This window comes from Photobacterium sp. 1_MG-2023 (assembly GCF_030547945.1).
Classification (GTDB): Bacteria; Pseudomonadota; Gammaproteobacteria; order Enterobacterales; family Vibrionaceae; genus Photobacterium.
The window spans coordinates 1-17,887 of sequence record NZ_JAUORR010000029.1 but is presented as its reverse complement, the minus strand read 5'-3'; the positions used below and the strand labels follow the sequence as shown (position 1 = coordinate 17,887).

Sequence of the window (17,887 nt, the reverse complement as noted above, 5' to 3'; positions counted from 1 at the left end):
CCATGCCAAACTTTTTCAACTTCATTTTTCAGGCCTGGATTGTCGCGCAGTTCAAGACCCAATTGAAGGTCTATGAACGTGAAGGGGGCCAGCCCGCTTCACGTTTGGGCCACTGGGTGCTTGGTTTCTGGTTTACGATGGCTTTTGTGCTGTTCAAACCCGTTGTCGCTGGGATGCCTGCGTGGCGTTTGCCGCTGGTCTATTATCCGCAGATTAACTTTGCGGCACCTGTCTGGCTGGATCCGGTTCGTTTTCTGATCCAAAGCCTGTGGCTGATCGGTGTGCGTCAGTCCGGATCTGCGCCATCATATCGAGATGTGTCTGTCCCTTTTCTTTGGGTGACCGGGCAGATTCGCCGGGTGCTGTTGCTGCTCATGGCAGCCCTGCGTCGTTTGGTGCTGTGGCTGGAACATCAGGCCAGTGAGACAGACACCCGGGAAATTCAGGCGATGCTCCGTGAAACGAAGACGGGACGGGTGATCAACGGATTACTTCTGGCGGCCGTGGTTTTGCTGGCGTTGATCTGTTTCACCGTCCCTTTTGGTCTGGAAGCGCAGACGGTTTTTGTCCTGCTGCTCTGGGTACTGGCGATGCTGTTCCGGCGGATGCCGGGTCATTTCCCGACGCTGTTAATGATTATTTTGTCGATCACGGCATCCTGCCGATACTTATGGTGGCGCTATTCATCGACGTTGAACTGGGATGAGCCTGTCGCTTTAGGCCTCGGGCTGGTATTGCTGCTCGCTGAAACATATTCCTGGCTGGTTCTGATTCTGGGGTATTTCCAGAATATCTGGCCGCTGAATCGCCAACCGGAGCCGCTGCCGTCTGACTCGTCGTCGTGGCCGACCATTGATGTGATGATCCCGACCTACAACGAAGATCTGGATGTCGTCCGGGCAACTGTGTACGCCGCGCTGGGCGTGGACTGGCCGAAAGAGAAGCTGAATATCTATATCCTGGATGACGGAAAGCGGGACAGTTTTCGTGACTTTGCCGGGGAAGTGGGTGTTCACTACATCCGCCGTCCGACCAATGAGCACGCAAAAGCGGGCAACATCAATTACGCACTCAAACAATCTCAGGGCGAGTATGTCGCCATTTTTGACTGCGACCATATTCCGGCCCGGGCATTTTTTCAGCTCACGATGGGCTTGTTTCTGAAAGATCCTAAACTGGCCCTGATTCAGACCCCGCACCATTTCTTTTCGCCGGATCCTTTTGAGCGGAATCTGTCGAATTTTCGCAATGTTCCGAATGAAGGCAACCTGTTCTACGGGTTGATTCAGGACGGTAACGACCTGTGGGATGCCACTTTTTTCTGCGGCTCCTGTGCCGTATTACGGCGTGAACCGCTGGAAGAAGTGGGTGGGATTGCTGTTGAAACGGTTACCGAGGATGCACACACGTCGTTGCGGATACATCGGCTGGGTTATCGATCAGCGTATCTGAAACAACCGATTTCTGCCGGGTTGGCAACCGAAACTTTATCGGCGCATGTGGGCCAGCGAATTCGCTGGGCAAGGGGAATGGCACAGATATTCCGGGTGGATAATCCGCTGACCGGGAAGGGACTGAAGCTGTCGCAGCGATTGTGCTATGCCAATGCCATGCTGCATTTTTTATCGGGGATCCCGCGGCTGATCTTTCTGACCGCCCCACTGGCGTTTCTGCTGCTGCATGAATACATCATTTATGCACCAGCCATGGCGATCATTCTGTACGTTTTGCCGCACATGATTCATGCCAGTATGACCAATTCCCGCATGCAGGGAGAGTACCGCTATTCTTTCTGGGGAGAGGTGTATGAAACGGTGCTCGCCTGGTATATCGCACGCCCGACCACGGTCGCGCTGTTTGCACCTCATAAAGGAACCTTCAATGTCACGGCGAAAGGCGGGCTGGTCGAGGCATCTCATTATGACTGGGTGATTTCCCGGCCTTATCTGATGCTGGTCCTGCTGAACGTACTGGGGTTGGGTGTCGGTGTATATCGTCTTGGATGGGGCCCGGCAGATGAGCTGACGACAGTGCTGGTGAACATTGTCTGGACGCTTTATAACCTGCTGATTCTCGGGGCGGCCGTGGCTGTGGCCGTGGAAGCCAAGCAGGTTCGCCGGGATCACCGGGTTGAGGTGTCGATGCCGGTGGCGGTTCGGCTTCATTCCGGACACCTGCTGCAGGCAGAACTGAAAGATTTTTCGCTGGGGGGACTGCGTATTCGGATGACAGAAACCGACGGGGAACGCCTGAAAGCGCTGGTGAGTCAAAAGCTCTCTGTGGTCATGAGCCGGGGCAGTCAGTCGTATGTCTTCCCGGCGACGATTGCGTATATCCGTCATGGCGAGCTGGGGCTGCGGCTTGATCCGCTCAGCACACAACAGCGGATTGATTACGTGCAGTGCACTTTTGCCAGAGCAGACACCTGGGCGAAGTGGCAACAGTCATATCAGTCCGACAAGCCATTATCCAGCATGCAGGCCGTGTTGCAGGTTGGTCTGGATGGTTACCGCCGTTTAATTCAGCATGGCCCGAAAGTGATGGCCGTGACGGTGAATCTGGTTATATCGCTGGGGGAGCGCCTGTGGTCGCTCAGACCCCGTTTTGTCCCCAACAGGGCTTAATTTCATGAAAATAAAACAAAAAATTCAAACAATGTCGGCTTTGATGCTGGGCCTGAGTGCATCAGCACTGGCGGGTGCACAGACGGCACCTGAGGTCACTGAACCTTTGAGGGCGCCTTTGGCGTCCGACACTTTATCGGCGGTCATTCAGCGCGAACTGCCTTTTTCACAGCTCGGGTTTCAGGGATCGGTGGGGATTCAGGGCAGCGAGGCCAGCGCCTATATTGGCTTTGGTTCCCGGTTAGACGAAGTGATCGCTCAGGCATCTCTGAACTTTGACGTCACCCCTTCACCTGCTTTGCTGGCGTTGGTGTCTCATATCAAGATTTACCTGAACAACGAGCTAATGGGGGTCGTGGCGATCACCGACGGACAGCAAGGCAAGAAAATGAATATTTCGATGCCGCTGGACCCGCGTTATTTCAGTAATTATAACCAGATTCGTTTTGAGCTGATTGGCAATACACACAAAACCTGCTCCAACCCGAACGATGCCAGTATCTGGGCTGAAATCAGCCAGAGCAGTCACGTTGCCTTACAGGTTCAGAAAACACAGTTGCAAAGCGATCTCAGCCTGTTGCCAGCGCCATTTTTTGATCCGCGTGATTTCGGTCGTGTGAATCTGCCGTTTGTGATGGGAGACGGGTACGATCTGGCGGCAATGAAAGCGGCGGGTGTGCTGGCGTCTCATTTTGGTGCGTTGTCTCAGTGGCGCGGTGCCCAGTTCCCTTTGTCGTTTGATCACCTGCCGGAACGACATGCCGTGGTGTTCGTGACCAATGAGAACAAACCTGACTTTCTGCGGGATTTTCCCGATACAGATGGTCCGCGGTTACAGATGATTACCCATCCGACCAACCCTTATGTGAAGTTGCTGTTGGTGATTGGGCGCGATAGTGCGGATCTGAATACGGCTGTTCAGGGGCTGGCGCTGGGCACGCAATTGTTTACCGGGCCGATGGCAAAAATCAATGCCGTAAAGCAGATCAAACCGCGTGTCCCTTATGATGCGCCAAACTGGATTGAGACCTCACGGCCGATTGCATTCTCCGAACTGGTGGAACAGCGCAGTCAGCTTCAGGTGGAAGGCCGCACGCCGCCACCGATCCGGCTGAATCTGAATCTGGCACCGGATCTCTTTACCTGGCAGAGCCGGGGCATCCCGATGGATCTCAGCTACCGCTATTCACCGCCGATGACAGACAACTCCGGTTCGCGCCTGAGCCTGAAAATCAATGATGAATTTATTGAAGCCTTCAACCTGACCACCAAAGGGCAGGGAGGCGAGTCGACCCGAATCCGTGTGCCATTACTGGATGACGGCATGCTGAACGGCCATGACCGGGTACGGATTCCTGCATTCAAAGTGGGCAGCAAGAATAATATAGCGTTTGAGTTTGGGTTTGCATCGGTGACTGAAGGCAACTGTCAGGTCACGCAACCCAGCAAGCAATATGCCGTGATCGATGGCAGTTCAACCATCGATTTCAGCGGATTTCCGCATTACATCGAAATGCCGAATCTGCGGGCGTTTGCAACTTCGGGCTTTCCTTTTACCCGGATGGCGGACTTGTCTGAAACCGTTGTGGTGGTGCCAAAGTCGCCTTCCAGAGATGCCTTGCAGAGCTTTCTTAATCTGATGGGCCGTTTTGGGGCAGATACCGGTTATCCGGGGCTGAACGTCACCCTGACAAATCAGTGGGACCCGCAACACCTGAAAGACAAAGATATCCTGAGTATCGGGGTCGTGCCGGAACTGCAGCAGGCGGCGTTCGATACCGATCAGGTGAATCTGGTGATGCAGGCCGGGCAACGTCAGATTCGGCTGCCGGGCCGGAATGAAACGGCGCAGTCGAAGGAAGGTGTCGCAACATCGGGTCAGCATCGGGATGCGGCAGATTGGGTGTCGGTTGAAGCCGGAGGGGCTTTCGCGGCAATCACCGGGCTCGAATCCCCCTTTACGAAGAAGCGAAGTCTGGTGACTGTGATGGCGGCAGATCCGCAGGCACTCAGCCTGGTGGATCAGGCGCTGACGGATGCTGGCAAAGTTGAGTTTATGTCGGGCTCTGTCGTGACACTGCGCAATCAGGAAGTCGCCAGTTATCAGGTTGGCAGTCGGTACTATGTCGGCAAATTACCGGTCTGGCAGCTGGTCTGGTATCACTTCTCGAATCATCCGGTGCTGGTTGCCAGTCTGGCGGCATTGCTCGTGGTGATTGTGACGATTTTCCTGTGGCGTGTTTTGCGCCGAATTGCTGCTAAACGGCTGTCAAAAGGCGAGGATGAAGCATGAAAGCGCTGATATTCCTTCTGGCACTGCTCATCAGCCTACCGGGCCGTGCTGCAACGTGTGACTGGCCGCAGTGGCAGCAGTTTCAATCGATTTACATTGTAAATGGCCGGGTTGTGGATGGCAGTGATGCCCGTCAGATCACAACCTCGGAAGGCCAGTCGTACGCGCTATTTTTTGCGCTGGTTGCCAACGACCGGGCGATGTTTGCTGAGTTACTGAACTGGACTCAAACCCATCTGGCCAGCGGCGATCTGACCGCCCGATTACCCGCCTGGCAGTGGGGCAGGCAAGCGTCCGGACGTTTCGGTGTGCTGGATGCCAATCCGGCGTCGGACTCAGATCTCTGGATTGCCTATACCCTCGCGGAGGCTGGACGCCTGTGGGACAACTTTTACTATCAGTCGTTGGCACATCTGCTGGCGAGCCGGATTATGCGGGAAGAAACGGTGCTGATCGACGGTCTGGGCACGGTCCTGCTGCCGGGAATCTCGGGGTTTGAACTGGGTGATGGGCAGTACAGCGTGAATCCGAGTTATGTGCCGCTTCAGATCATGGCGCGTTTTCGGGCGCTGTATCCACATGACGACTGGGCGTCTTTATATCAGACCAGTCAGGCTCTGATGCTGGCAACAATGCCTGCCGGATTCAGTCCCGACTGGGCAAAAGCCAGCCGTGCAGGATTCCATCTGGATCCCCAGACGGGATTCACCGGGAGCTACAACGCTATCCGGAGCTATTTGTGGGCGGGGATGCTCAGCGATGCATCTCCAGAGAAAGCCGCGCTGGTCGCCGCGATGCAGCCGATGGTTGCTGCGACAGCCCGGTTATCCGCACCGCCGCGTGAAGTGAATACGTCGAATGGCAAATTTCAGCAGTCGGGAAGCGCCGGATTTTCTGCCGCGATGCTGCCGTTGATCCATGCTTCGGGCGAGCAGGCGTTACTGAAAACACAGGCGGAGCGAGCTGCCGCCATGCTGGTCAGCCAGCCTGATGATTACTATTACGACAATGTGCTGGCCCTGTTTGGACTAGGCTGGCATCAAGCGCGCTATCGTTTTGATGTGGATGGCAAGTTACTGCCAGCTTGGGAAAATCAATGTCAGTGAGCCGTTCTGCCGTTTCATTTACCCGGGTTGCGCTGAGCATCGGTGCATTGTTCAGCAGCCCAACCATACTGGCCGGTGTGGTCCCGGATACGCCGTTAACGCCGCAGCAGTTAAAGCAGGTGTATCAGCCGGTCACGCCTGTTCAACTGGCGACCTCACTGGATCAGGTGGATTCTGTGGCGTTTTTACGCGATCAGTTAGCGCTGGCAACCGCATTGGGGCGGGACGATATTGTGTCCAGTGCGCTGGAGCGACTCTTTGCAATTGACAGTCGTCATCCGGACGGCCTGTATTATCAGGCGCGTCTGTATCTGAAACAGAATCAGATTTCGCTGGCAGACGCTGTGGTTCGCCAGATGACCCCCGATGCCAGGCAAGCCATTGCAATCCGGGATCTGATGGCGGTGGCCGGGGAACAGAGAGGTACTCTGCAGCAGGCTCGCTTGCTGGCCCATGCCGGACGTTACCCGGAAGCCCTGCAAGCCTATCAGGCGCTTTTTCCGCATGGCATGCCGTCGCCGGAGCTGCAATTGGAATATTTGCAGGTGGAAGGAAATATTGGCGACCAGTGGCCGGATGTTCAACAGGGACTGGAGCAACTGAATGCCGCTTATCCGGGCGTCCCTGCATTCCAGCTGGCGCTGGCGAATCATATCCGCCGCCGCAACCCGGCTGATCCCTGGATTCTCAATACCTACCGCCAGCTGTCGTTACGAACGGATTTGGGCCGAGCGGCTGCCGATGCCTGGCTGCGCGCGCTGGATCAGTTGCCGATTTCGCAAGCCGTTGCGGATCAGTATGCCATTCTGGCCAGTTATTATCCGTCCGATCTGGCGATCAACCGGGCGAATCAGGACGCACAACAACGCTGGGAAACCGAGCAAACCCTCCGGCAAGACCCAACGTATCAGGCGAAACGTCAGGGCCTGGCACTGATTGAGAAATCACAATACATCCAGGCCGAGCGCCAACTGCGCTATGCGCTGACCACACGTCCCAAAGATCCTGAAATTCTGGGCGGATTGGGACTGGTGTATTTGCGGATGGGTCAGCAGGGCAAAGCGCTGGGCTATTTTCAGCAGGCTCAGGCGCTCGACAGCGACCCGGATAACCTGAGTAAATGGCAGTCGCTGATTGAAGCGTCATCCTACTGGGCAGATCTGGATGAAGGCGATGCGCTGCTGGCGAAAGGGCAGTCTGCGTCTGCGAAGAAAGCGTACCGGAAAGCGGCATCGGTGAATGATGCACAGCCCTATGCGTACCTGAAAATGGCGGATGTACTGCTGTCTGAACAAGCTTACGATGCCGCTGATCAGGCTTACTTACAGGCGCTGAAACGGGAACCGGGGAATGCCTCTGCCTTGCGGGGGCGGGTGAATGTCCGTGAAGCACAAGGGGCCCTGAAAGAAGCCATTGCATTGATTGAATCGATGCCAGTGTCTGCGCAACGGTTGCTGCAAGACAGACTACAGGACCTGAAAACCCGTCAGGCCCTGACCAGATTCGAGCAGGCCGTGGCAACAAACCAGCCCGGTGAGATTGAGCGGGCTGCTGATGCACTCCTGGCATTGAATCCGACCTCGGCCTGGCAACGACGGGATATCGCGGATGCCCTGGTTTCTGTCGGGCAGCGTGCGCGTGCAGATACCCTGATGCGTGACTGGTCTTCCGGCAGTTCAGACCCGGAAATGTACTTTGCTTATGCGCTGTATCTGTCGCAATCCGGCCGTGAAGCAGAAGCGGTACAGACCTTGTCCCGCGTGCCGGTTCCCCAGCGCACGGGTGCCATGACCCGGAATCTGACCCGGCTGAAACTCAACCAGTCTCTGGATGCGGTCGCGGACCGTTACGCGGCCAACCCGGTTGCGGTGCGCTCGCAGCTGGATGGTCTGACCCAGCAGTATGGCGATCAGCCTGCGGTGCTGGCCCGGCTGGGCGTCACACTGGTGCGTTTGGGGGAGCGGACCCGGGCTGAAGCGATCTATCGGGGGATGCAGCCGGATGAGGCCTGGTCGGAATCGGACACTCTGGGACACGGCGAGCTGATGATTGCGCTGGCGAAGTTCGGCGATTTTGATGCGTGGCTGACAAAGCAAGGCCAATTGCGACTCAAAGGCGATCCGAATGCACTGCCGGTGGCCGATCTGGATGAATTACATGCGCAACGTATGCTGGCTGAAGCTGATCTGAGGTTGGCGCAACGCCAGTATCCTTCGGCATTGGCGTTATATCAGCAAGTGCTGAGAAAACCGGAACCCTATCAGACTGCAGCGCAGCTCGGCGTACTGGAAGTCGCTGCACTGACCGGTGAAACCACACTTTATCAGCAGACATCTGAACAGCTTTATACGAAAAAATCACAACTGACAGCACGGCAGCTGATGACGGCAGCGGGGGTGATGAATCAGCAGAGAGAAACTTCAAAAGCCAATGCACTGAATGTGGAACTTGAACTGCGGATCGATGCCGATGCTATGGATTACCGGGATGCGATGGCCATTGCGATGGCCAACCGGCACTGGACACTGGCTGAGCAGCGGGGTTATCAGGCGCTGAATGCAGATCGCATCGACAAAAGCAAAGATCCGGCACTAGCGAGTACGGAGTCACCGGATCTGCGCACGCTTTATGAGGAAGCGGAGGATTACTGGCTGACCCGGAATGTGAAAGCTGATCTTGACCGCTTGCGGGCCCGCAGTGATGGTCATGTCATCATCGGCTGGGATTTTAGCGCCCGGGAGGGTGAAAACCAGTCCAGTCAGGTGCCGATTGAAGCGCGGATCCCGGTTGAGGCGTGGTCGGGTCATTTGTTGCTGCGGGCCGACGCTGTGCATGTGGATTCTGGCGATCTGACCTATTTCGATAAAACCCCAAATGAGAATAATGATGCACCTGCGACCTTCCGGGAGCAGGCTTCCGGTATGGCGCTGGGGGTTGGCTGGCAGGCAGAGAACTGGCGTGCAGATATCGGAACCACGCCGCTGGGCTTTGATCATACGACCTGGGTGGGCGGTGTGACCCTTCGAGGGGAGCTGGGTGATTATGGGGTCTCCGGCACGCTGTCACGTCGTCCGGAAACCAGCAGTACGCTGTCTTATGCAGGCATGACGGTGCCTGAGAATACCAATGCTCCTGCGGGCACGTCCTGGGGAGGTGTGGTCCGTACCGGAGTGAAACTGAATACCAGCTGGGATCTCGGCGGGCCTTATGGATTCTGGAATAGTCTTCAGCGCCATCAGATGACCGGAGACAATGTGGCCGACAATACCCGGCTGGCGCTGCTGGGCGGGGCTTATTACAAGTTGATCGCAACCGATGCGCAGCGTTTGAGTATTGGCACCAATCTGCTGTTCTTCCATTACGATAAAAACCTGAGTGAATATACACTCGGCAGCGGTGGCTATTACAGTCCGGATCGCTACTTCTCGGTGTCCATTCCGGTGAATTATTACGGTCGTTATGACAACAGCCTGTCCTATCTTGTCAGTGCATCTGTTTCCAATTCTTGGTCACAGCTGGATGCCCCATATCAGAGCGATGGCGCGGACAGTACCGGAGGCGGGTTTGGTTATTCGCTGGAGGCTGCCGTAGAAAAACGGGTGAGTCAGCGTTGGTATCTTGGTGCATCACTTGATTTGCAGCGATCAGATTTTTATGAGCCTAATCATGTCATGCTGTATTTTAAATATACCTTCAGCGATCGCTGGCAGCCGATTGAATATCCGCCAGCCGTGCCAACGTTGTACAGTGATTATGATTAATTTTTCTCAATGAAAAGAGCGCTTAAACACTGCTGAAACTCGCTTGAGTCAGGCGCGAGACTATCCGGGCAATGGTATCGTGAACAGGCAGACCACCTTTGAATAAGCCCTTATCTTGGAGCCAATCAAGGTGGATATCAGCGAAATCTTCAATGTCTTCCCATCCTTCAGCACCGGCTGTCGTTGAACAAACAGTGAGGGATAACTGATTTTTGCTGACTGACGTGGGTCTTTTAGATCGCAAAAGTGCTGAGAAAAGGCATTGAAGCTCATTGTAATAGTCTCGAAAAAAAGAGTATCAAGTCACAGGTCAATCAGGATGAAATTGGTCATAAAACGTTCGCGATCTCATCCTGCCAGCCAGGTAATGTTAATATCATCGGCTCAGTATTGTTTTGTGGCTTTGTATGCTTAGCGACTGATCAGATCGCGCAAAAGCTACCCAGCCATCTTCATTTTCCACTTGCCTGTGACCTACCTTCAGGAACAACTATTTAGTGGAAGTCTTTAAGGGCGGGCTTAGTTGCGTTGTAGGTTACTAAAATAGGGAAGGATACACTGTTGTCGTGATGACATTTCATCTGCGAAATGCCGACCGTAAATTGCTTTACGGGGCTTATTGACAGATAAAGAGCTAAGCTTATTTATAAAAAGATGCAAGAGTTTAAGTATAATTTACCTTTTTTTTAGGTTGATAAATAATTTTTAAAATAGCAATCAAGGGTCCGCTTATCATTACAGAAGACAAAATAACCATACCAAGAATAAAACTAAATTCATCAATCAAATAAGTAGATACCATTGCTAAGAGGATCGAAAATGATAGAGCAATCATTTCATAGTATCCAGAGATTACACCAATGATGCCTTTATCTACATCTAACATTAATTGATGATTCCGATTGACTCGGATAAGTGAGTGGCAGAATGCAAATGTGAAAATAAAAAAGTAAATACTGACAATGCTTGTTGTGAATGAAAAACATAGTAATGATATAGAGAATATTCCCATCATTATGATGGAAACTTTTATCCAATCAATATTTACAGTTTTAGGTGCTAGTGTACTACCGACAATCGCACCAATACCATATGGTATAACCAGTGCTGAATAGAATTGAGGAGAGTCTGTAATATTAATAAAAGCTTTTGGATATATAGAGTTTAAAGCTAAAACCATAGAATAAGGTATGAGTGTTACTATCATCAATAAGAAGTTTTTATTCTGTGAGGCATGATTAATAAATATTCTAATAGTGCCGTGTTTATCATGTCTATTGTCTTTGTCATGTGTGATGTTTTTTTTATCAAATTTATATGATACCAAAGCACTAGCAATAAGACAGAACACGCAAAATAAACAAGCACCGTATATGTTATCTTTATTTATTATCAAGATTGCTATACCGCCAGAACAAAAAGTAATGCCTTGTCTAACTAATTCCAAATACTTTGACGCTTCTAAATAATGATCCTTAGATAAGTTAAGATGAATTATTGATGTTCTGGTTGATTGATCAAGCATCCTAACCAAAGTCATCACTGATGAAGTTATTATCAGTGTGATGTAAAATATAATCCCTTGAATGTTGTTATAAGAAAGGTAGGCTGCAATTAAAGAAAAAACTATTCCAATAAAATAAGAATAACGTAAATTTCTTTCTTTATTACTTGAGTCAGCAATTTTCCCTATCTTTGCTGAACATAAGATAGATAAAATTTGACCTACAACAGCACAGATAGCAACTAACTTAGATTGTTCATATGTTACTTGTATTGATAAGAATATTGCGGCGAATATCACCGCAATACCAGTCCCAGAACAGAAGGCAATCACAAGTGTGTTTAGTATAACCTTATTACGCAACATATTACACCTAGCTGTTACACACCAAAAAAATCAACTCTTTGACGGGGTATATAGTTTCCAGTATGCCCATAATAATCAAGGATTTCTAATTTTTGAATGTCGAATGAATGTTTAATGTCGTGTATTCTATTTAAAATTATATGTGCATCTTCAATATTGGATACTTTGATAAATTCATGGTGCTCATCAATAAGATTAGAGTGACCAAGACTATAATCTATCGCCATGTGTTCAATGAGCCCATCAAGGCAATTTCTATCAATTTTTAGATTGTTTTCTAAAGCGTTTCTTATTTCAATTGCGATATCTTCGTTATATTCATCGGCTTCAATAACTCTTGCAACAAGTGCTACAGAATATGGATATTTTACAAATAGGTCTTTAATTAGATTTAACAAAGATTGTGTGGATACTAAAGGAATGGAAGTGGTGACTTCCTCTGAAGATAGCCCCAATTTTTCTAAGCAAGACAAAATAAATACTTCATGTCCTTTTTCTTGGTTATAATAGATGTCTAATTTTTCTTTCAATCTATTATTACTCGTATTATCTCTTGCTGCTTTGATGCAATCAGGAAAGTCTTTTATATAATGATAGGTTTCTAATAATAGACCTTTAAGAATGTTAATATCATGGTTCCCATGAATTACATCATTAAATAGATGGCTGTCTTCTAGTTGCTCAGCCCACATTTCACAAGCTGTTTTCATTTTATCATAAATAATATCGTCAGTAATTAAGTTAATATCTGACTCAATTCGTAAGCATTCGATTTCTTCTAATGATTTAATGATATCTGATATTTTATCAAGTGGAATACCTGTTTTATCTGATATCTCTGACTGAGAATTATGTCCTGTACACAACCCTCTAAATTTTAAAAACAACTCAGAATCATTTTTATCAACCTCAAAATACCCTTTAGATGTTCGCAATAGATATACATCTGGATTATCTTCAAAGTGTGTCCATAAATTATGAATAAACTTTGGGTTGTCAATGTAAGTCATGAACTTCATCCTTAGCTGATAAAAATAATCTTTAAAGTAATCATTTTAAAAATAATCCAGGAAAAATCCTGGATTATTTTTAGTGGGTAATGATTAGCCGCAAGTCGCACCGCCACGAGCTACACGCTTACCTTTTTTAATAGAAACTTTTGAAATTTTCATCATAAGATCCTTTAAAATGAATGTTTGTACCAGTATGGCACATGAAAATATTTGCATAACATTTTGTTACACGTCAAACCTGATTTAGTCCTTTCTACAGAGGGGGTGTTGCTACATTGTTATGCATATGTTGCAGTAATGTGATTTTTTATTTGTTTTCTTATGGGTAGTTAGAATAATAGCCTTTAATTTTCCGTAATCTTGAAATTATATAAATTTATACGAATGTGATTGGTTTGGCTCAATATCACTTCATAATGTAATTAATAATACTGATATTTTCGGTCAACAAAGCTCTAGTTTGAAGTCCGTATGGTCGTGGCGCGCGCATAGCGACGCTTCACCAAGTGGAAGAACAGACTGGCCTCTTCTCTGGACATGGGTTTGTTGCTATAAGGCGCGGCGATGCGACGGCTCCGTCTGCCAATCTTGTTGAGATAATCGATGGCAGGTTATCATTCGCCTTCTTGGTATAGACACTCAGTTCACCCTCCGAGCTGATTCGGATGGTCACAGGCTGACGACAGTAAGCGGACGGCAAGCTGTCGTGGCTGTCCCGTACTTCGCTTTATGCATCATTTGCAACGTGACGAAGATCATCATCACGCGCATCAAAGTCGATGTGCGACAGCATTTTTATTTTGGGCGCTTGTCATCCAGCTTGCTGGGCCTAGATGTTTTGGGTCAGCCTTTGCACGACGCAGGCAGTGCCAGCTGACGTCGAACGATGCGCTCACAGCACCAATTTGATGAGCAATATCCACAATAGATACCTTTTGTTGAGGAAGTTGCTTTATCCTGTAGAAGTCATTTCTGTTTAGCATATTTCTTTTTTCTGTAGCTTCGACACTATCAGGAAAGTACATGCTGATTTGAGCGGAGATTCTAGATTTGACGATTGACAGTCATTTAGCACTGGTGCTGGCCGTTGCGACAGCTCAAAACATTAAAAACTGGCTCAACTGCTGTGGGGAGAGGTATTTCACGACCCAAAAGACATCTTGGCGAATCATGTCAGGTCACCAAGAATCGTAAACCTAAGACCTGAAACGATAGTTCTTGCTGGCTATTATCAGAAAACCCGGTGCAAAGCTGGGTTTCTCAATAGTCTGAGAGCCCTCTTGCATTCTTTTTTTGAACGTACTTTCATGTTCTCACGAAATCAATCTGTATTTCGGGCTGAAGAGATTGCTTCCAGATTGAAATGAAACTCAGAGAAAAGTCCCTCGCAAATTTCTCATCAATCGATTGATTACCCAATCAGATTCATAGGTAAGGCTGTGATTTTCATTGATGATCCCGATTTACCTGATTTCAGACGTCATAGGATACCCATGAAGCATTCAATCTCTGCAAAAGGACTTTTCTATGGCACAGAGTAAATATTCAGAATTCGGTCCGTTGGATGGTTTTTTCCATGCCAGCAACCGTGATGCACATTTTCAGATGCGTTATAAATACCCGCTGGCTGGCAAGATGGCCGCGGCAACGTATGCCAACAGTCAGATGAGTATTTGCTCTGATAGTCGATTGCCGGTGTTGATTTACAGTGATATCGGCCCTGAACAATTATCCTTGTGCGCGCAGGATGATTATCAGCGGGATGCAGGTCAGTTCATTGTCATTCCATCCTCGCTCGAGTCGGCAGAAGCGTATCAGCAATGTCTGCGGGAAGGGGTATCCAGAGCGACGTCAGGCACGCTTTACCTGTCAGAAATTGATCGCTTATCTGAGGCACAGAAACTTTGTCTGATCGAGGTGATTCAGGTCGACAAGTTGATGGAGAAACTCGCCGAGCATGATATTCAGCTGATTGTCTCTTGTACGGAACGTGTGGATACATTATCGAAAAGCACCACGTATTTTGAATTGATTATGCGCTTGCTGAAACCTTGTCTGGAAGTGAGTTTACCGAGTGTCCAGGGGTTTCAACCGGATGCATTTTCACATATTCCAAGCTTTCTCAATCAAAGCCATGATTTGAGAGAAGATCAACCCTTTGATGAGCGCGGTGACATTCCGCCTGATATTATCGAAATGATACTTGATGAGCAGACGACCGTATTCAGTAAGTATCATCCGGGATTACAGAAAGCACTGTCATTCCTTAAAGACAATTTTACGCAAGACATTCACTTAGATGACATCGCAAAATCCTCTTTTACCAGCCCTTCTCATTTATCCTACCTGTTTCGACGATATATTGGTCAGTCATTCAAAAAGCTCCTGGTTCAGATCAGAATCCATTATGCGAAAACACTGATTGATGAAAAGCCGATGTGCAAAATTACCGAGGTGAGTTTATCTGCCGGATTTGGTGATTTAAGCCATTTCGAAAAAATGTTTAAACGTTATGTCGGGTGCACACCACGACAATATCGCTTTCAGCAACGCAAGTTGCAGTGTATCGCCAGAAGATGAGCACATTACCGGTGTCCTTTTGCTGTGACACAGCTTCTGAAGCCTGTTTGATTCTGTTTGTGCGCCTGTTGTTATCCGTCAGAAAGCATTTTACGGAAGCTGCATATAAATCCCCGGTAAGATCATTTGTTTCGCTGAGATAATTGTTGAAGTGCATTATATATTTATATCAACAAAGAAGCCGTGTGTCGGATAAAGACGACAATGAGATAGGACATTGAGAAGAGCGAGGAATTCATGAGTCAAATTGTATCGAATACTGTCGCAGATAGTTCATTGCTGACTTTAGGGCTCATGTCCTCGAATTCGGCTGCGAATATGATTTCAGCGAGCAGCCAATCATTGGGAATGTCTTTTTACAATTGCATTTCCAATCAGCAGCAAATGTACATCATTCAGCAAGCCTCTGGTGTTCAGGGGAGAAATAGTATGTTTGCAACGACTTTAGCAGCAGATAAAGCTTTATTCCTTGGAGAGTCGTCATAAAGATTTATCGCTGATTCAGAGATACTTGATGTTGATCTTTGCTGTATCACTCAGCATCAGGTTGTGCCACATGGTAGCTGTATAAACCATACGATTATCTAAATTGAGGAGAAATATATGCCAAATACAGTTGATGGTTCAATCACTGATTCGGTCACGCAAGTGAATACGAAAGTTCTGGGAGACACACCAGCCACGGCAATGGGGAATCTGATGTTACCCGTGAGTCAGTCGCTTTCGGTTGCTGCACAAAATCTGGTCACGAGTCAGCAACAGGCCAATGTGATGTATCAGGCGGCGACGGTGCAGGGGATTAATGCCCTGATGAATACCGGTGATGCGGTGACGGGTAAAGTCGCTTCTCAGGTACTGACACTGCCAGCAAACCCATAATCCTGTAAAGCGCAGGCCAATTTTGGAAACTGAAAATTAAGGAAAGCACATGCCAAACTATGTCAATGAACAAATCACAGATTCAGTGACTCAGGTGAATACGAAAGTATTGGGTGATACGCCAGCTACGGCGATGGGGAATCTGATGATGAGCACCAGTCAGGCCCTGGCCATCAGTGCACAGAACTTGACGACTGGCCAGCAGCAGGCGAATGTCATGTGGCAGGCCGCAACCGTTCAGGGCATTAATGCACTGATGAATACCGGCAATGCAGTCACCGGGAAAGTAACCACTCAGGTCCTGGATCTGCCGGCAGAACCTCGCCGTTAATATTCGCTGATTGAATAGACTCCAGCCCAAAGTTTTTTCCTTCGGGAGTGGCTTTGGGTTTTTTTTAACTTGTTGAATGGTGGCAGTCATGAAAAGTAATTCATCTGATGTCAAAACTCAGAATATGGTTGATAAATCTCTGGCGCAGTCGGGTGCATTAGCAGTACAGGATGCAGCGAATAATCTGAGGGAAATGAATACCCTGTTATCAACGGCTTCAGGAGTTGCGCTTGCTAATTTCATTGAAACCGGCGATGTGAATTATCTGAAAGCAATTGATGACATTAATTCTCAGGCAAAGAATTCAACCGATCACTTTATTAATATTTTCACCAGGGTTTATCAGTCGATCAGCAGCCGGAATGATGGAGGAAGCCATGGATAATCAATCAGGAAAGGATCAGACCCATACTGAAGCCACACAAACGCATCCGGATATGTCTGAAATCTTTTCCGAGGAGATGCTTCGCGGCAATTATTCCAGTGAAATGATTGATACGATGTTCGCAGACAGTCTGTCCCGTGGCATGCAGAACGCCATTATCTCCCAGCAAAATGCGCAGATGGTGTCATCTTCATCGATCACCAATGCCTGTGCCCGGATTTTACAGGCTAAATCCGGCGGGAAAGTGACCGAAGAATCCACCCCTGTATCGGGGAATACAAGCACACCCGCGCCGGTCAAAACGACGCCACGGGTCAAAAAGCTCATTCATTTTCTGGCTCATGTCTGGCGAAACAACAAGAAGTATCTCTTTGCGCTCTTGATCTTGTTTGTGCTGGTCTGGGCGGGTTACGAAATTTTTCACCGGTTGAGTTTTTCCAGTCTGATTGATGTGAATTTTAATTCGAATTCGATCAGCCAGCCGATATCAGGAGGGAACAGTGATGAATGAAAGCAAAGTTGAGTCAGAAGCGATGGAGATTTCAGACGCGCGTTATTCGGTGCGGGAAACGGAGCGTTCAAGGGCAGAACAGTCAGAATCGCGTGCGTCAAATCATGCTGACAGCAGCCAGGATATTTTTGATTTTGAGGCATTTGAACATCGTTCGGCCGAACGTCTGGCTCAAATCAGAGCCAGCTTAGAAGCACTCAATACCGATATCCAGCAGTATGTACAGTCACAGATGGATGACGTTGAACAGTCTAACCAGAACTTAAAATGCGTCCTGGATGATTTGCATGCCCAGCTCAGGAGCACTATGAAAGAGCGGGAATGACGTTAATTGCATGAATTATATGAAGTTTGAGTCACGATTCCTCTTTCTACCACTCATGCCAAACCTGTGTCGTTCCCGCGCAGGCGGGAACCCAGTGACGTTGATGCGACGGAGCCTCGTTTAGGCGCTGTGCCCACTTGAGAATGATCCCGAAGCATGGTGGAACCTTGTTGTGAGTTTATTTGTTCAATTCTGATGCTCGCGTGCTT

Annotated in this window: 13 protein-coding genes and 1 pseudogene; 11 read left to right on the top strand and 3 right to left on the bottom strand. The window is 48.8% G+C overall.

Annotation, left to right across the window (positions count from 1 at the left end; genetic code table 11):
* The first annotated feature begins 2 nt into the window (after window positions 1-2).
* The 4 genes from bcsA to Q4579_RS19215 are packed head-to-tail and all read left to right on the top strand — an operon-like array spanning window position 3 to window position 9,784.
* The gene (gene bcsA, locus Q4579_RS19230; protein WP_303566364.1) at window positions 3-2,624 is read left to right on the top strand and encodes a UDP-forming cellulose synthase catalytic subunit; all 2,622 of its coding nucleotides are present in this window, start codon (window positions 3-5) and stop codon (window positions 2,622-2,624) included.
* A gap of 4 nt (window positions 2,625-2,628) precedes the next feature.
* Window positions 2,629-4,917: a cellulose biosynthesis cyclic di-GMP-binding regulatory protein BcsB gene (gene bcsB / locus Q4579_RS19225; RefSeq protein WP_303566362.1), complete on the top strand. Its 2,289-nt coding sequence runs from the start codon at window positions 2,629-2,631 to the stop codon at window positions 4,915-4,917.
* Complete coding sequence (gene bcsZ / locus Q4579_RS19220) at window positions 4,914-6,023, top strand: cellulose synthase complex periplasmic endoglucanase BcsZ (protein ID WP_303566361.1); 1,110 nt, start codon at window positions 4,914-4,916, stop codon at window positions 6,021-6,023. The genes bcsB and bcsZ overlap by 4 nt, the downstream gene beginning before the upstream one ends.
* A complete protein-coding gene (locus Q4579_RS19215; protein WP_303566360.1) occupies window positions 6,014-9,784 on the top strand; it encodes a cellulose synthase subunit BcsC-related outer membrane protein in 3,771 nt (1,256 codons plus the stop codon). The genes bcsZ and Q4579_RS19215 overlap by 10 nt, the downstream gene beginning before the upstream one ends.
* A gap of 49 nt (window positions 9,785-9,833) precedes the next feature.
* On the opposite strand, the pseudogene Q4579_RS19210 reads toward Q4579_RS19215, so the two are convergent.
* The 3 genes and pseudogenes from Q4579_RS19210 to Q4579_RS19200 form a co-directional block, all read right to left on the bottom strand.
* Window positions 9,834-10,057: pseudogene (locus tag Q4579_RS19210) on the bottom strand (transposase family protein); the annotation flags it as partial.
* Window positions 10,058-10,448: 391 nt separating this feature from the next.
* Window positions 10,449-11,654: an MFS transporter gene (locus tag Q4579_RS19205; protein WP_303566359.1), complete on the bottom strand. Its 1,206-nt coding sequence runs from the start codon at window positions 11,652-11,654 to the stop codon at window positions 10,449-10,451.
* A gap of 14 nt (window positions 11,655-11,668) precedes the next feature.
* Window positions 11,669-12,664: a hypothetical protein gene (locus Q4579_RS19200; RefSeq protein WP_303566357.1), complete on the bottom strand. Its 996-nt coding sequence runs from the start codon at window positions 12,662-12,664 to the stop codon at window positions 11,669-11,671.
* Window positions 12,665-14,194: 1,530 nt separating this feature from the next.
* Between Q4579_RS19200 and Q4579_RS19195 the strand changes: the two genes are divergently transcribed.
* The 7 genes from Q4579_RS19195 (at window position 14,195) to Q4579_RS19165 (ending at window position 17,678) form a co-directional block, all read left to right on the top strand.
* Entirely contained in the window at window positions 14,195-15,247 is a 1,053-nt protein-coding gene (locus Q4579_RS19195) for an AraC family transcriptional regulator (protein WP_303566356.1), read from the top strand.
* A gap of 237 nt (window positions 15,248-15,484) precedes the next feature.
* Window positions 15,485-15,733 (top strand): RebB family R body protein, encoded by a 249-nt coding sequence (locus Q4579_RS19190; protein WP_303566355.1) that lies wholly within the window; start codon window positions 15,485-15,487, stop codon window positions 15,731-15,733.
* A gap of 117 nt (window positions 15,734-15,850) precedes the next feature.
* Window positions 15,851-16,126 carry a RebB family R body protein gene (locus Q4579_RS19185; RefSeq protein WP_303566354.1) on the top strand — a complete coding sequence of 92 codons (276 nt, stop codon included), beginning with the start codon at window positions 15,851-15,853 and terminating at the stop codon, window positions 16,124-16,126.
* 49 nt (window positions 16,127-16,175) lie between these two features.
* Entirely contained in the window at window positions 16,176-16,457 is a 282-nt protein-coding gene (locus tag Q4579_RS19180; RefSeq protein ID WP_303566353.1) for a RebB family R body protein, read from the top strand.
* Window positions 16,458-16,545: 88 nt separating this feature from the next.
* Complete coding sequence (locus tag Q4579_RS19175) at window positions 16,546-16,842, top strand: hypothetical protein (RefSeq protein WP_303566352.1); 297 nt, start codon at window positions 16,546-16,548, stop codon at window positions 16,840-16,842.
* Complete coding sequence (locus Q4579_RS19170) at window positions 16,835-17,353, top strand: RebB family R body protein (protein ID WP_303566351.1); 519 nt, start codon at window positions 16,835-16,837, stop codon at window positions 17,351-17,353. The genes Q4579_RS19175 and Q4579_RS19170 overlap by 8 nt, the downstream gene beginning before the upstream one ends.
* Window positions 17,346-17,678, top strand: coding sequence for a hypothetical protein (locus Q4579_RS19165; protein ID WP_303566350.1), 333 nt, complete (start codon window positions 17,346-17,348; stop codon window positions 17,676-17,678). Before Q4579_RS19170 ends, Q4579_RS19165 begins: the two co-directional genes overlap by 8 nt.
* Window positions 17,679-17,887: the final 209 nt, after the last annotated feature.

What these genes read in the sequence shown, in the direction of transcription:
- bcsA (WP_303566364.1), top strand. Translation starts at nt 3, where the DNA reads ATGCCAAACTTTTTCAACTTCATTTTTCAGGCCTGGATTGTCGCGCAG.
- bcsB (WP_303566362.1), top strand. Translation starts at nt 2,629, where the DNA reads ATGAAAATAAAACAAAAAATTCAAACAATGTCGGCTTTGATGCTGGGC.
- bcsZ (WP_303566361.1), top strand. Translation starts at nt 4,914, where the DNA reads ATGAAAGCGCTGATATTCCTTCTGGCACTGCTCATCAGCCTACCGGGC.
- Q4579_RS19215 (WP_303566360.1), top strand. Translation starts at nt 6,014, where the DNA reads ATGTCAGTGAGCCGTTCTGCCGTTTCATTTACCCGGGTTGCGCTGAGC.
- Q4579_RS19205 (WP_303566359.1), bottom strand. Translation starts at nt 11,654, where the DNA reads ATGTTGCGTAATAAGGTTATACTAAACACACTTGTGATTGCCTTCTGT.
- Q4579_RS19200 (WP_303566357.1), bottom strand. Translation starts at nt 12,664, where the DNA reads ATGACTTACATTGACAACCCAAAGTTTATTCATAATTTATGGACACAC.
- Q4579_RS19195 (WP_303566356.1), top strand. Translation starts at nt 14,195, where the DNA reads ATGGCACAGAGTAAATATTCAGAATTCGGTCCGTTGGATGGTTTTTTC.
- Q4579_RS19190 (WP_303566355.1), top strand. Translation starts at nt 15,485, where the DNA reads ATGAGTCAAATTGTATCGAATACTGTCGCAGATAGTTCATTGCTGACT.
- Q4579_RS19185 (WP_303566354.1), top strand. Translation starts at nt 15,851, where the DNA reads ATGCCAAATACAGTTGATGGTTCAATCACTGATTCGGTCACGCAAGTG.
- Q4579_RS19180 (WP_303566353.1), top strand. Translation starts at nt 16,176, where the DNA reads ATGCCAAACTATGTCAATGAACAAATCACAGATTCAGTGACTCAGGTG.
- Q4579_RS19175 (WP_303566352.1), top strand. Translation starts at nt 16,546, where the DNA reads ATGAAAAGTAATTCATCTGATGTCAAAACTCAGAATATGGTTGATAAA.
- Q4579_RS19170 (WP_303566351.1), top strand. Translation starts at nt 16,835, where the DNA reads ATGGATAATCAATCAGGAAAGGATCAGACCCATACTGAAGCCACACAA.
- Q4579_RS19165 (WP_303566350.1), top strand. Translation starts at nt 17,346, where the DNA reads ATGAATGAAAGCAAAGTTGAGTCAGAAGCGATGGAGATTTCAGACGCG.